Annotated in this window: 12 protein-coding genes; 6 read left to right on the top strand and 6 right to left on the bottom strand. The window is 65.6% G+C overall.

Going from position 1 to position 14,699, the window contains the following annotated elements; translation table 11 throughout:
- Positions 1 to 15: 15 nt before the first annotated feature.
- From VK804_RS21030 to VK804_RS21015, 4 genes are all read left to right on the top strand, one after another.
- Complete coding sequence (locus VK804_RS21030; RefSeq protein WP_325373799.1) at positions 16 to 1,206, top strand: acyl-CoA dehydrogenase family protein; 1,191 nt, start codon at positions 16 to 18, stop codon at positions 1,204 to 1,206.
- A gap of 12 nt (positions 1,207 to 1,218) precedes the next feature.
- Positions 1,219 to 4,647: an indolepyruvate ferredoxin oxidoreductase family protein gene (locus VK804_RS21025; protein ID WP_325373798.1), complete on the top strand. Its 3,429-nt coding sequence runs from the start codon at positions 1,219 to 1,221 to the stop codon at positions 4,645 to 4,647.
- Positions 4,648 to 4,720: 73 nt separating this feature from the next.
- Positions 4,721 to 5,773, top strand: coding sequence for a hypothetical protein (locus VK804_RS21020; RefSeq protein WP_325373796.1), 1,053 nt, complete (start codon positions 4,721 to 4,723; stop codon positions 5,771 to 5,773).
- Positions 5,774 to 5,911: 138 nt separating this feature from the next.
- A complete protein-coding gene (locus VK804_RS21015; RefSeq protein ID WP_325373795.1) occupies positions 5,912 to 7,366 on the top strand; it encodes an MATE family efflux transporter in 1,455 nt (484 codons plus the stop codon).
- A gap of 19 nt (positions 7,367 to 7,385) precedes the next feature.
- Here the strand turns inward: VK804_RS21015 and VK804_RS21010 are convergent, their stop codons facing one another.
- The 6 genes from VK804_RS21010 to VK804_RS20985 all read right to left on the bottom strand — a co-directional run bounded on the left by VK804_RS21010 (position 7,386) and on the right by VK804_RS20985 (position 11,855).
- A complete protein-coding gene (locus VK804_RS21010; RefSeq protein WP_325373793.1) occupies positions 7,386 to 7,868 on the bottom strand; it encodes a hypothetical protein in 483 nt (160 codons plus the stop codon).
- A gap of 100 nt (positions 7,869 to 7,968) precedes the next feature.
- A complete protein-coding gene (locus tag VK804_RS21005; RefSeq protein WP_325373792.1) occupies positions 7,969 to 8,385 on the bottom strand; it encodes an SRPBCC family protein in 417 nt (138 codons plus the stop codon).
- Positions 8,386 to 8,557: 172 nt separating this feature from the next.
- On the bottom strand, positions 8,558 to 8,917 hold the full coding sequence (locus VK804_RS21000; RefSeq protein WP_325373790.1) for a VOC family protein: 360 nt from the start codon (positions 8,915 to 8,917) through the stop codon (positions 8,558 to 8,560).
- A gap of 53 nt (positions 8,918 to 8,970) precedes the next feature.
- Positions 8,971 to 9,810, bottom strand: coding sequence for an AraC family transcriptional regulator (locus VK804_RS20995; protein WP_325373788.1), 840 nt, complete (start codon positions 9,808 to 9,810; stop codon positions 8,971 to 8,973).
- Between the two features lie 10 nt (positions 9,811 to 9,820).
- The gene (locus VK804_RS20990; protein WP_325373787.1) at positions 9,821 to 10,402 is read right to left on the bottom strand and encodes a methylated-DNA--[protein]-cysteine S-methyltransferase; all 582 of its coding nucleotides are present in this window, start codon (positions 10,400 to 10,402) and stop codon (positions 9,821 to 9,823) included.
- Between the two features lie 130 nt (positions 10,403 to 10,532).
- On the bottom strand, positions 10,533 to 11,855 hold the full coding sequence (locus VK804_RS20985) for an ammonium transporter (RefSeq protein WP_325373785.1): 1,323 nt from the start codon (positions 11,853 to 11,855) through the stop codon (positions 10,533 to 10,535).
- A 216-nt stretch (positions 11,856 to 12,071) separates the two neighbouring features.
- Between VK804_RS20985 and VK804_RS20980 the strand changes: the two genes are divergently transcribed.
- Together VK804_RS20980 and VK804_RS20975 are read left to right on the top strand one after the other, a co-directional pair.
- Positions 12,072 to 12,404, top strand: coding sequence for a hypothetical protein (locus VK804_RS20980; RefSeq protein WP_325373783.1), 333 nt, complete (start codon positions 12,072 to 12,074; stop codon positions 12,402 to 12,404).
- Between the two features lie 36 nt (positions 12,405 to 12,440).
- On the top strand, positions 12,441 to 14,147 hold the full coding sequence (locus VK804_RS20975) for a protein kinase domain-containing protein (RefSeq protein WP_325373781.1): 1,707 nt from the start codon (positions 12,441 to 12,443) through the stop codon (positions 14,145 to 14,147).
- Positions 14,148 to 14,699: the final 552 nt, after the last annotated feature.

Here is a 14,699-nt window from a genome sequence, read left to right as displayed (position 1 = left end):
CGACAAGGATATCCGATGGCAGAGCTGACGACGCGATCGACAAGCCATTTTCCCGGCACGGACCACCGCTCCCCGTTCTTCACCGAAGAACACGAGATGCTGCGCGACCAGGTCCGCCGCTTCGTCGAAGAAGAGATCAAGCCGCATGGCGACGCCTGGGAAGCGCAAGGCTTCGTTCCGCGCGAGGTGTTGCGGCGGATGGGCGCTCTCGGCTTCTTCGGCATTCGCTATCCGGAAAGTTATGGCGGATCGGCGATGGATACGCTCGGCAGCGTCGTGCTCGCCGAGGAATTGGGACGCTCGACCTACTCGGGAGTTGCGATCACAGCTCTCGTTCACACCGACATGGCGTCCGTGCACATCTTCAATTCGGGTTCTGAAGCGCAGAAGTCGAAGTGGATGGGCAAGATCATCGCCGGCGAGGCCATCTGCGCGGTCGCAGTCACCGAGCCGGACGCCGGCTCCGACGTCAAGGGCATTCGCACCACGGCGCGGCCGGCCAGCGGCGGCTATGTCCTCAATGGTGCGAAGATGTTCATCACCAACGGCGTTCACGCCGACCTCTATTGCGTCGCCGCCAAGACCGGCAGGATCGACAGCGGCAGCAAGGCGGTGACGATGTTCCTGGTCGAGAAGGGCACGCCGGGATTTCGGGTGGCGCGCGCGCTCGACAAGCACGGCTGGCGCTCGTCCGATACGGCAGAACTGGTGTTCGAGGATTGCCTCATCCCTCACGATGCGGTTCTGGGCGAAGAGGGCAGCGGTTTCTACGCGATCATGCGCAATTTCCAGAACGAGCGGACCGTGATCGGCGCCATGGCGATGGGCGAGGCGCAGGCCGCGCTTGAGCTTACCATCGCCTATCTGAAGACGCGCAAAGCCTTCGGCGCGCCGCTGTGGGACAAGCAGACGATCCGGCAGCGGCTTTCGATGCGCGCGGCCGAGGTCGAAGCGGGGCGCCAACTGGTCTATTCGACCGCCTGGCGCGATGCCCAGGGCCACGACGTCACCCGCGAGGTTTCCATGGTGAAGGCCTATTGCGGCGAACTGGTCAATGCGGTGATGTACGACTGCGTGCAGTTTCATGGCGGTATGGGCTTCATGCGCGAGAGCACCATCGAGCGGATGGCGCGCGACGCCCGCGTGCAGTCGATCGGCGGCGGCGCCAGCGAGGTGATGCTCGAAGAGGTCGCCAAGCGGCTCTAGGGATCAGCGGCCATGGATGCCACGACAGGCGCGCACGCTTCGCTCGACGACAAATATATCGCCGATCAGGGCCGCATCTACCTGACCGGCGTGCAGGCGCTGGTGCGGCTGCCGATGATGCAGCGGCGCGCCGACCGCGCGGCGGGATTGAAGACCGCAGGCTTCGTGTCGGGCTACCGCGGTTCGCCGCTTGGGACCTACGATCGCGAATTGTGGGCGGCCAAGCGGCATCTCGACAACGACGACATCGTCTTCCAGCCCGGCCTCAACGAGGATCTGGCCGCGACCAGTGTGTGGGGCACCCAGCAGATCGGATTGTCGGAAGCCGCAACCCGCGACGGCGTATTCGCGATCTGGTACGCCAAGAGCCCCGGCGTCGACCGTTCGGGCGATGCCCTCAAGCATGCCAATGCCGCCGGCACGGCAGCGCTCGGTGGCGTGCTGGCGATCGCCGGCGACGATCATGCCTGCAAATCCGCCAGCCTGCCCTCGCAGTCAGACTATGCGTTCCTCGATGCGTCGATCCCGGTGCTGCATCCCGCCGACATCGCCGAGGTGCTGCGCTTCGGCATGATCGGCTGGGCGATGTCGCGCGCGACCGGGCTCTGGGTCGGCATGAAGGCGCTGGCCGATACCATGGACTCGTCGACGACGGTCGATCTCGCGCGCGTCACGCCGGCGATCATCCGGCCGGCCGATGCGCCGGCCGACGTATCGATCCGTTGGCCCGACAGTCCGCTCGAACAGGAGCATCGGCTGTTCGACATTCGGCTGCCGGCGGCCATCGCCTTCGGCCGGGCCAACGGAGTGAACCGCGCCATCGCCGATCCCGGCTTCGACCGCCGCCGCCTGATGATCCTGGCGGTCGGAAAATCGCGCCTCGACGTCGTTCAGGCGCTGGCAATCCTGGGTATCGGCCTCGACGAACTCGATCCACTCGGGATCGGATTGTGTGCGATCGGCATGCCCTGGCCGCTCGATGCGGACTTCGTTCGCGAGCGTTGCGCGGGAGCCGGCGAAATCCTGGTGGTCGAGGAGAAGCGGCCATTGGTCGAGGATCAGGTGGCGCGCATCCTGCTGACGATCGATGCAGGCCGAAGGACGGCCCTGGCCGGCAAGATCGACGAGCACGGCAAGCCGCTGCTGTCGCCGCGCGCCGCCTTCACCGCCGATCATCTGGCAAAGATCATCGGGGGGCGGCTGATCAAACTCGGGCTCGGCGAGCGGCTGACGCCGCGCGTCGCGGCTCTTGGCGGGGCAGCGCAAGATGCCGAACCTGCGCTCGCCAAGCGGCTGCCCTATTTCTGCTCGGGCTGCCCGCATAACCGCTCCACCGTGGTGCCCGAAGGCAGCCGGGCGCTGGCCGGCATCGGCTGCCACTACATGGCGCAGTGGATGGACCGCGACACCATGACCTTCACCCAGATGGGCGGCGAAGGCGCCAGCTGGATCGGGCAGGCGCCGTTCACGGACACCAAGCATGTCTTCGTCAATCTCGGCGACGGCACCTACGCGCATTCGGGCCTGCTCGCGATTCGCGCCGCGATCGCGGCCGGCGTCACCATCACCTACAAGATCCTCTATAACGACGCGGTGGCGATGACCGGCGGCCAGGCGGCGGAAGGCGGTTTCAGCGTCGCCCAGATCGCGCGCCAGTTGGCCGCCGAAGGCGTCCGCGAGATTCGCATCGTCGCGGAGGAGCCCGGGCGCCATCGCGGGGAGATCATGCCCCCGGGTGTGACCATCGATCCGCGCGATCGCCTGGAATCCGCTCAGCGCGCATTGCGCGAGACCAAGGGCGTCTCCGTCCTGATCTACGACCAGGTCTGCGCCGCGGAAAAACGCCGCCGCCGCAAGCGTGGTCAATTGGCCGACGCCGGAAGGCGCATCGTGATCAACGAGGCGGTGTGCGAGGGATGCGGCGACTGCGGGCGCAAGTCGAACTGCGTCTCGATCGTCCCGCTGGAAACCGAATTTGGCCGCAAGCGCGCGGTCGACCAGACGAGCTGCAATCAGGATGCAACCTGCATCGATGGATTCTGCCCGAGCTTTGTCACCATCGAGGACGGGATTCCGATACAGCCCGCGACGACCAACGCTGCAGCGCCTGAGGCGCCTACACCCGACATCGATTTTGCGCACCCCGCAAATCTGCTGGTTGGCGGGATCGGCGGCACCGGGATCGTCACGGTCGGGGCCGTCCTCGGCATGGCCGCGCATCTCGATGGCAGGGGCGTCTCGGTGATGGACCAGATCGGCCTTGCGCAAAAGGGCGGCGAGGTGACGACCCACATCCGGATCGTGCAAGACCCCGGCCTGCTCGGCCCGGTGCGCTTCGTGCCCGGTGAAGCCGATACGCTGATCGGCTGCGACCTTGTCGTCGCGTCGAGTCCCGAGGTGCTGCCGTTGCTCGGCGAAGGCGCGGGCGCCATCGTCAACGATCACATCGTGATGACGGGCGAGTTCACCGCGAGCCCCGACGCCGTATTTCCGGATGCGCTGATGAAGCGCCGGATCGAGAAGCGCTGCGAGCCGACGTTTGTGGATATCACAGCGCTCGCCACCAACATTCTCGGCGATGCGGTCGGCGCCAACATGATGGCGCTTGGGATCGCCTGGCAGAGAGGTCGCGTGCCGGTCACCGAAGGCTCGATCCTGCGCGCGATTGAATTGAACGGCGCCGCGGTCGCGATGAACAAGGCGGCGTTTGCCTGGGGCAGGGCAATTGCGAACGGTGATCTCAGCGCGGAAGCGCTGAAGCCGGTGCCTCGGGGGGCGGTAGCCCTCGACGATATCGTCGAGCGTCGCACGGCCGAACTCGTGCGCTACCAAGACCAGGCGTTGGCGCAGCGGTTTCGCGCGCTGGTCGAGGATGCGGCGAGCGCCGAGCAGCGTGTCATTCCCGGCTCGACGGCTCTCGCCGAGGCCGTGGCTCGGAGCTTCCACAAACTCCTCGCCTACAAGGATGAATACGAGGTCGCGCGCCTGCATGCGGAAACCGGATTTCTCGAGCAGCTCCGTCAGTCCTATACCGGCGGCAGCTTCGCGTTCCACCTGGCGCCGCCGCTGTTCGCGCGGCGCGATCCTGTTACTGGCCATCCCCGCAAGATCAGTCTGGGGGCCTGGATCATTCCGGTCTTCAAGGTTCTCGCCCGATTGAAATTCCTGCGGGGGACTCCGTTCGACCCATTCGGATATTCGTCCGAGCGGCGAATGGAGCGTGCGATGATCGATAACTACGCGAAGCTGATGGGATCGCGCATCATTCCCGAACTCAGCCGGCAGAACCACGCGCTCGCGGTCGAAATTGCCCTTCTGCCGCTGACGGTCAGGGGCTTCGGTCACGTGAAACAGGCCGCCGAGCGCGAGGCGTCAAAGCAGCTCGCCCTGTTGCTGGATCGGTGGCCCGGCGACCCAATCGCACAGGCTGCGGCTGAATGAGGTGGGTTGCCGTTTGCCACAACGATCAGCAAACTGTGCGCGCCGCCAGCGAAGAATCGATCCAGGAGAAAACATGAGCGGAGCATCGGACAGCGCAAGCCAGGCGCAATGGCTGCGATGGCGCAGCGTCGCCGATCTCTATCATGCCTATTTCACCGGCCTCATTCTGTCGGTGGTGACTCGGCGCGGCACGGCCGATGCCGCCGAATTCGTGTTCCGGGTGTTTCGCCGCCAGCAGCAGGAACGCTTCCTGCCGGGCCTGGAGAAGCTCGGCCTGAAGCATCTGCCGCCGGCGGTGGCGGCGGCGCAATACCACTATCTCTCCAACTGGATCGGCGGCGTCCATGTCGAATACATGTACGAGACCGACCGCAAGGCCTGGATCCGCTATCCGCCGCCGCGCTGGATCTGGCGGGGGACTGCGATCTGCGGCGTGCCCGGCGAGGTGTCGCGCGCGATGCTACGGGGCTGGCACGCCAATAACGGGGTCGCGCTCGGCAAACTCAATCTCGGCTTCGTCTGCACCAAGCAGAGCGTCGACGGCCAGGACGGACTGGAAGGCTATTACTGCGAATACGACCACCCGCTCGAGCTCGACCAGCGCCTGGTGTTCGCGCGCCATCTCGAGGCGCCGATGTTCGATGCCGCGATGGCGCCGGCGCTGCCGGTGGCGAGTTGGCCGAAGCTGCGGCTGGAGAAAGCCTATCGCAACTATGCGATGGAATATGTGCGCACCACCGCTCCCGTGATGGTGCAGCTGTTCGGCCCCGAAGATGCCGGCTATCTGCTGCACCTTACCGGCAAGCTGATCGGCATGCAGTATTTCGACGAGATCGCACATGCCTTCGGCATGGGCAACGGGGGCGCAAAGGAGTTCGATGAGTTCCTGCGCGCGCTATTTGAAGCGCAGGATGATGTTGTCGATATCGGCGAAGACGACACCGTATATGAGCTCCTGCAGCACACCTGGAAGCTGATGGCCGATGTCGCCGATTATCACCCGGCCTGCGCGAAAGTCCTGACAGGCTTGTTCGAAGGCCTGGCCGCCGGTTGCGGCCGCAATATCCCCGTCACCATGAGAGCGGCGGCCGGCGGCGGGCCGCCATTCGTGTGGTCGATCGGCTGATCGGACTTTCCGTCCCACGGCATGCCGGTGGCGAGTCGATTGCGCAGGCGGCCCATGCGCCCGGCGCACATGGAATCGCGCTCGATCGTGCTACCAAGCGGCCGGGCACGACCAGCAGATCGTGCCAGGGAGCAAGCGTTGCCCGATATTGCGGTTGCCGAAATTCCCGTCGACGAGGAGGAGCGCCCGCTTCCGCCGCCGGAACCGCGCGCAAAAAATGCGCTGCTCGACGGGCCGATCATGCGCACGCTATTGTGGCTCGCGTGGCCGAACGTCATTGCGCTCTCGGCCGGCACCTGCGTGGTGATCGCCGAGACCTCCTATATCGGCCGGCTCGGCGTCGAGTCGCTGGCGGCGATGGCGCTGGTATTTCCGCTGGTGATCCTGACCATGACGATGTCCGGCGGGGCGATGGGCGGCGGCGTGGCGTCGGCGGTGGCACGCGCGCTCGGCGCCGGCGACAAGGAGCGGGCATCGGCGCTGGCCGCGCATGCGCTTCTGATCGCGATCTGCTTCGGGCTGACCTTCATGCTGGGCATGATGGTGTTCGGGCCGTCGCTGCTGAAATTGCTCGGCGGCCGCGGCAATGTGCTGGCCAACGCGATCGGCTACGCGCAGATCTTCTTCGGCGGCGCGGTGCTGCCCTGGCTGATGAATTCGATGGCCGGCGTGCTGCGTGGCACCGGCAACATGAAATTGCCGTCGCTGATGATCCTGTCCTCCGCCGTCTGCCAGATCATTCTCGGCGGCACGCTTGGCCTCGGCCTCGGGCCGATCCCGCAATTCGGCATGCGCGGCGTCGCCTCGGGTTCGCTGATCGCCTATTCGATCAGCATCTCCGTGATGGGCTGGTACCTGTTCTCGGGACGGGCGCGCGTCGTTCCCAGGATCCGCGGGCTTCGCGTCCGCCGCGCGATGTTCGTCGATATCCTCAAGGTCGGTTTGGTCTCGTGCTTCTCGCCGCTGCAGTCGGTGCTCACGATCAGCATCTTCACCCACATGCTGGCCAGTTTCGGCACGGAGGTGCTGGCCGGCTACGGCATCGGGGCGCGGCTCGAATTCATGCTGACGTCGGTTTCCTTCGCGGTCGGGATCGCCTCGGTGCCGATGATCGGCATGGCGATCGGCGCGGAACGCATTGCGCGTGCGCGGCGGATCGCCTGGACCGCCGGCCTGCTCTCATTTATTTCAGTCGGCCTGATCGGCAGCTTCATTTCGGTCTTCCCGGACCTCTGGGTCAACATCTTCACCCACGATCCGGCCGTGCGCGCCGCGAGCCAGCAATATCTGTCGACGGCAGCGCCGATGTACGCCTTCATCGGGTTGGCAAGTTCGATGTATTTTTCGTCGCAGGGCGCGGCCAAGGTCGTAGGCCCGGTGCTGGCGCAAAGCGCGCGGCTGCTGTTTATCGGGCTCGGCGGCTGGTGGCTGTCGACCCATGACGCGACGGCCGCGAATTTCTTCTCGCTCGCCGCGGCCTCGATGGTGGTGCTCGGCACGTTGTCATGCTCGAGCGTGATCCTGACCCGATGGGGACCGAAGCGCGAAATGGTCGCCGACATTCGCCCGGCGCTGTCGGGCATCGGCGAATAGCGCGAGAGGCGTCAGCCGATCATCGGCGGTGATGACGCCGGTGGCCGCCTCCGCCGAAATTGGCCATCCGCATCATCGGCCCGATCATGCCCATGATGTCGCCGCCTCCGCCTCCGCCGCCCAGCATGCCCATGATATCGCCGCCGCCAAAGCCGCCGGGGATGCCGCCGCCGCCGAAGCCAGCCGGGATGCCGCCACCGCCAAGGCCGCCCGGAATCATCCCGCCGAGACCGCCGCCGCCCATCATTCCGCCGAGACCGCCACCGCCGCCGCCTTCCATCATGCCGCTCATCATCGGCCCCATGGTCTGCATCAGCATGGCGAAGCGGCGCTTGCCCATCTTGGCCTTCATCATTTCGAGCATCGGCGCCATCTGGGTCATCATGTCGCCGCCGCCTCCGCCGCCAAGACCGGCGAGCTGGGCCTTGGCCGGCATGGTCGTGAGAGTGAACAGCAACAGCAGCGTGGCTGCCTGGCACACCACCTTGTCGGCTCCAGTCATGGCTCTGCTCCTCGCGTGCGCAAGCTCCGCGGGAAGCGGGGCAAACCGGACGCACCTCGCCAAATTAAGCGAAAGCGAGTCGCCAGTACTGTGAGCTAGGTCACGCTCGGCGCACCTCCGCCGCGCTCCTCCCCAGCGTTTTCTGCATGGCCAGCGCCGCCTGATCCATCTGGGCGCCGATGTACGGCGCGATTTCATGCGGCAGGACGTCGACGATCCAGATCAGGCGGCTGCGCCCATCGCCGTCGGCGACCACTTGCACCGAGGCGCTGTGCTGCCTGACCCGCTCGCTGACCGCGGCATAGACCAGCCGGCGCCGCACCTCGTCACAATCGACCAGCAACTCGCGCGCCACCGTGCCATTGGCGAAAGTCACGATCCGGGCGTCGCCTTCGAGACGCGTGTCGCGCACGAAGCCCGCCACCAGCCGCTTATGCAGCGCGCCGAAATCGCGCACCGCCGCCCAGACGTCGTCCGGGTGGGCGTCGATCGGGATATCCTTGTGGATGGAAGCCATGGTTTCTCCTCCGACACGCTCAATCGTCATCCTGAGGTGCGCTCGGCGGCGCAATTGCGCCGCTGACTTGCGCGCCTCGAAGGATGGGCCGCGGACACCTGTTGTAGTCATCCTTCGAGGCTCGCCGAAGAGGCTCGCACCTCAGGATGACGGCGGAATGCATGGGCGACAGCTACGTGTAAACCGCCTCGACATTGTTGCCGTCGGGATCAATCAGGAACGCGGCGAAATAGGTCGGGCTGTAATCGGCCCGCGGGCCGGCGGCGCCGTTGTCGCGGCCGCCGGCCTTGATGCCGGTGGCGTGAAATTTCTTGATCGCCGCGTGGTCGGGTGCGCGGAACGCGATGTGGGCGCCGGCGCCGGAAAAGCCCTTGTGCAGATAGAGCCATAGCGCCGGCTCGCCCTTGGGGCCAAAGCCCGCGCCGCTGTCGTCGCGCGAGCACAGGACATGGCCGAGCGGAGCCAATGCCGAAGTGTAGAAGCGGACGCTGGCGTCGAGGTCCCTGACTTTCAATCCGATGTGGTCGTACATGATGCTCTCCGAATAATGGCGCGTTCACCGCGCCGGTTCGGAGACGACCCTAGTCAGTGCAGGGCGAGGCGTTCTTGGAAAATCTTGCGGCTTCCCCGCGAGGCCGCGCGGAACTTTCGCGGCGAGACGCCGGCGGCGCGGTGGAAGGTGCGGACGAAGTTGGAGAGATCGGCGAAGCCGACGTCGTAGGCGACATCGGTGATCGGCCGGTCGTCGTCGGCCAGCAGCCGCGCCGCATGCCGCAGCCGTGAGCGCACCAGATATTGATGCGGGGTGACGCCGAGCACGCCCGAGAACAGCCGCAGGAAGTGGAACGGGCTGAGTTCGGCTCGCGACGCGGCCTGTTCCAGGTCGATCTCCCGATGCGAATTTTCATCGATCCACAGGGCGGTCTCCACCGCGCGGCGGCGATCCCGCGCCTTGGCCGGGCCAGGTGCGCGCATCTCGCCGGACACCACCTCGACGAAGCGGCTGGCGAACAGCGCACCGATTTCGTCGAGCCCGATATCGCTGCGGCCACCGGCTGCGGCCTGCGCCAATTCACCTAGTACCATCAGTTCCGGCAGCGGCGGCGCGGCGCCGATCCGCCACGCCTCGGTGCGGTCGCCGATCGCCTCCACGATTTCCGGGCTGAGGAAGAACGACAGGCATTCGTCGCCGCAGCCATGGTCGTGGGTGCAGGTGAATTCGTCGCCCGGGTAGCCGACCAGGATCGAGCCGGCCACCAGCTCGAAGGAGCGGGCGCGGCAGCGGCAGCCGAAACTGCCCTTGCGCACATAGGAGATCGAATGGCTGGCGTATTGCTCGGCGAACGGGGTGTCGTCCGGTCCGGCGCTGCACCGGAAGTCGGACACGGTGATGGAACCGCGCTGCAGCAGGGTGGTTCGGGTCATGGATGGAAATTTAGCCCTGCGGGCGCGGCGGGGCAACCGGCAGCAGCACATCGAACAGGGTCTTGCTAGAGACCGCGCCGCGGGCGCCTTCGATCGACAGCAGCCGGCGCTTGGAGATCGCCCCGCCATGGGCTGAGATCTTGTCGGTGTAGCCGCCGGCCTCGAGCACACGGTGGCAGGGCACGATGATCATGAACGGGTTCTTTGAAATCGCCTGCGCCACCGAGTGCGCGGCGCCTGACGCCCGCATGCTGGCGGCGATCTCGCCATAGGTGCGGGTTTCGCCGCGCGGGATCATCCGCGTGAGCTGGTAGACCCGCTGGTTGAAGGCGTGAATGCCGTTCATGTCGAGCAAGACATCGGAGAGATCGACCGGCTCGCCACGCAGCTGCGCTGCGATACCTTCGATCGCCAGTTCGATATCGGCCGGCGGACGCATCTCGCGCGCGTCGGGATAAAACTGATACAGCCGCTTGCGGGTTTCGATCTCGCGAGCCTCGGGAAGCTGCACGCCGACGATGCCGGCATAGCCCCATGCGATACCGCATCGGCCGATACTCGTGTCGAATATACTGTAGCCACGCCCCGCCATACGCCACCGCCCCGGCAGGGATCATAACACCGTCGCAGACGACCGCACCTGGAAAATTCAGGTCTGGTTAAGGCGGACGATGGCTCCGGTGCAGTGCACCGGAGCCGTTGGTGGGCAGGGCCGATGGCGACTACTCGCCCTCGGTGCCGATCGCGTAAGCGGTTTCGCCGTGCACCGCGTCGTCGCCGACCTTCAGGGTCGCTTCATCCATGCGCAGCGGCACGATGAAGGAGATCACCTTGAGGATGATGAAGGTCATGATCACGTTGTACACGATGATGAAGGCAGCGCCTTCCAGTTGCAGCAAGAGCTGGCCGGCGTTGCCGTAGAGCAGCCCGGTGACGTTGACGCCGGGCGCTTCCTTGTCGGTGCCGATATACATCAGCATGTCCGGATTGGCGAAGATGCCCGTCAGGAGGCCGCCGGTGAGGCCGGCGACGCCATGGGTCGAGAACACGCTGAGCGTATCGTCCACCTTCATCATGAAGCGGGTCTTCTGCAGCTTGTTCATGGCAAGCCACGGGATGATGCCGGCGACCACGCCGATCGCGATCGCGCCGAGACCGTCGACATAACCCGCGGCGGGCGTGATGGCGACGAGGCCGGCGATCATGCCGTTGACCGCGCCGAGCACCGACGGCTTGCCATAGGCCATCTTGTCCATCAGCGTCCAGACCAAGAGCGCCACCGCGGTGCAGGTGTTGGTGTTGAGCACGGCAGCACCGGCATTGGCGTTGGCGAAGTAGGGATCGCCGCCGTTGAAGCCGTTCCAGCCGAGCCACAGGATGCCGGCGCCGACCAGCGTCATCAACAGGCTGTTCGGCGGGAAGTGGTCACGGTCGGCCTGCAGCCGCGGGCCAATCACGGCAGCCGCGACGAAGCCCGACGTGCCGGCCGCCAGATGGATGACATAGCCGCCGGAGAAGTCGGCGACCCCGAGGCCGGCGAGCCAGCCGCCGCCCCACAGGCTGAAGGCGCCGACCGTGTAGACCAGCGTCATCCATACCGGGCAGAAGATCATCCACGCGGTGAAGTTCATGCGGCCGAGCACGGAACCGGCCAGGATGATGACGGTGATCGCGGCGAACACGAACTGGAAGAAGATCAATGTCGCCATCGGGAAGGTGAGCGGCGGCATGCCGGATGCCGCCGCCGGAACGATCGCCTGTCCCGTGGTGAAGGCGGCCGATGTCGCCAAGCCTGGCTTACCCAGGAATGGGAACCATTGTTCTCCGAACGCCATGTTGTAGTCGAACAGGATCCAGACGACCAACACGGATGCGAAGGCGTAGAAGGCCATGAAGGCGGAGTTGATCGCCCATTTCTTCTTGACGATGCCGCCGTAGAGGACTGTCAGCCCCGGAATACTTTGCAGGCCGACGAAAGTGGCAGCCGCGAGCTGCCACGCATTGTTGCCAGAATCTAACCATTGTGGTGATGGTACGAGTGCCATGAGCGTTCCCCAATCAGGTTGTGAACGAATCCCCAATCCGTGCGCCGGGTGGCACAGACCAGCATTCGCCAAAACGCAAAGATTATGCCAGCCATCTCCGGGTTGCGCAGGCGTTGACTGGCATTAACTTTCCGGGGAAGTTGCATAGGCTGTGGATATCGTTGTGATTAAAATCTATGCAAATGATGAGAAAATAATCAGGATGGAGGGTGGCCTTTGCTGAGAAGGATTCCGACCAGGCTGGCATTGGTGAGCGGCGTGCTGGCCGCGATCATGATCGGCCCTTCGAGCGGCGAGACGCCGCAAGGCGTGGCCGCGACCACCTGCACCAACATCGCCAGCGGCGCCAACTGGCAGATCAGGATCGACTACGACAAGGCCACGGTGGATTCCAATCCGGCGCGCATCAGCGACGCGCAGATTTCGTGGAAGGATGCGGCCGACGGCGGCAACTACACGCTCGACCGCAAATCCGGCAAGCTCACGGGCATCCTCGCCTCGAGCACCGGCGGCTCCTTCTTCTATCATCATTGCAAGCTGGAGAATTGAAGCCGAGATTACGCTGCGGAAATTGGAACGGTGGCGATGGCTCAGCGGGTTTCCGGCGTCAAGGTCAGTGTCGGCTTCGCCTCCGAGACCGGTCCGCGCAAGCGCAATGAGGATTTTGGCGGCGCCGTATTCGGCCCCGAATTGCCGGAGCCGCGCCGCGACGTGGTGGCGGCGGTCGCCGACGGCATCGGCAGCGCCAAGGGCGGCCGCCAGGCGTCCGAGATCGCGGTGCGCGGCTTCCTCGACGGTTTCTGCGACCTGCCCGAGACCATGGAGGTGCGCCGCGCCGGCGCGATCGTGCTGGATTCGCTGAACGGCTGGATCCATTCGCAGGGCGCGCGCGACCGCGAGCTTGCGGGCATGGGATGCACCTTCACCGCGCTGGTGCTGCGCGGGCGCACCGCGCATGTGCTGCATGTCGGCGACACCCGCGCCTACCGTTTTTCCCGCGACCGGCTGAGTCTTCTGACCGCCGATCACGTGCGGCCGGGCGGCAACGGCCGCTCCAACATCCTGACCCGGGCGCTCGGCGTCGAGACCGAGGTGCGGCTCGACTACACCACCCAGCCGGTGGCGCAGCACGACCGCTTCCTGCTCTGCAGCGACGGCATCCATGGCACGCTGACGCAGGAGGTCATCGCCGAGATCATGCGCGAGCGCGTCTCCTCCGAGGATACCGCGCGCGCGCTGGCGGCGGCCGCCCTCGATGCCGGCTCCTCCGACAATTGCACCGCACTGGTGCTGGATGTCGTCGGCCTCGAGACGGCGCAATCGGCCGAGATCGGCGCTTCCATCGCGCAGCTGCCGCTGCTCCCGCTGCCGCAGGGCGGCGAGACCATCGACGGCTTCGTGCTCAAGGTGCTGTTGTCCGACGGCCGCTATACGCGGCTGTTCGGCGCCGAGGACGAGATCGAGGGCGGCGAGGTGGCGCTGAAATTTCCAAAGCCGCAGCTCGCCAGCGTGGAGAAATATCGCGAGGCTTTTGTTCGCGAAGCCTGGGTGGGCGCAAGGGTGTCGAGCCCCTGGCTCGGCCATGTCATCGAGTTGCCGCCGGAGCGGCAGAGCGGCCTCTATACGGTGATGCCGCTCTATCAGGGCGAGCTGCTGGAGACCCGGCTGACGCGCCGGCCTTCTCTCGGCCTGGAGGAAGGCCGCAACATCGCCATCAAACTGGCCCGGGCGGCCGCGGCATTGCACCGCGCCGGCATCATCCATCGCGACATCAAGCCCGACAATGTGATCCTCGAGCGCGCGGGATCGCTGAAGCTGATCGATTTCGGCGTGGTGCGGATTCCCGGGCTGGAAGATGCGCCGCCCGAGGACATTCCGGGCACCACGGCCTACATGGCGCCGGAAATGTTCGACGGCGAAGCCGGCAACGAGGCGACTGACATCTATGCGCTCGGGGTCACGATGTTTCGCGCCTACAGCGGCGAATACCCCTACGGCAATCCTGACGCCACCAGCCCGCCGCGCCGCGAGCGCCCGGCGCCGCTCTCGGCGTTGCGGCCGGACCTGCCGGCCTGGCTGCAGGCCGCGCTCGCGCGCGCGGTCGCCAGGGATCCCGCCGAACGCTTCCGCGACATGGCCGAATTCGCCTTCGAGATGGAGGCGGGCCCGGCGAGCGGTCCGCATACGGCTCCCCGGCCGCAGACGCTCTATGAGCGCTATCCGCTGCGCTTTTGGCAAGCCATCGCCGCGCTGCTGGCGCTGGCGCTCGTGGTGGTGCTGCTGCGGAAATAGGGTCACGCGCGGCGGCGCGGCAGGTCCGGGATACGAACACAAATTCACGATTCAATTCTCAACGGCGAAGGAGTCTTGGCGATTGTCGTTGCGAGCGATGCGACGGCTTTTCTTCTCCCCTCCCGCCGCGCGCAAGAGGCGCGTGGAGGGAGGGGAGCGCACCGTGCAGGGCTTCGCGATCTCGCTCAGCATCGTCATTGCGAGCGCAAGCGAAGCAATCCATCGCGTAACAAAAAGAAAGAATGGATTGCTTCGTCGCAAGGGCTCCTCGCAATGACGTTGAGACACGGCTCCGCATTCTCGCCGCATGATTTTTTTTGCGCGAGGTATCTATTTATTCCCGCCCTCTAAACAAAGGGCGCAGGGAATGCCGGGCGGCCAATGCGCCCGATGGCCGCGTGTGCAATGAGCAGTGGTAGAGCGCACACGCGTTAGCAGGTCACACCGGAATCACCCGGCATTCCCCACGCAATGGTTTACGGATTATAGCGCGCTCTCCCCGGTGCTCCGGGCCTTTTGGCCACCGTCATCCGCGTCACTTCACGCGAACTT

Source organism: Bradyrhizobium sp. (genome assembly GCF_035484855.1).
GTDB lineage: Bacteria > Pseudomonadota > Alphaproteobacteria > Rhizobiales > Xanthobacteraceae > Bradyrhizobium.
Note: the sequence above shows the minus strand (reverse complement) of the source record. Positions and strands in the feature narration are given on the sequence as shown.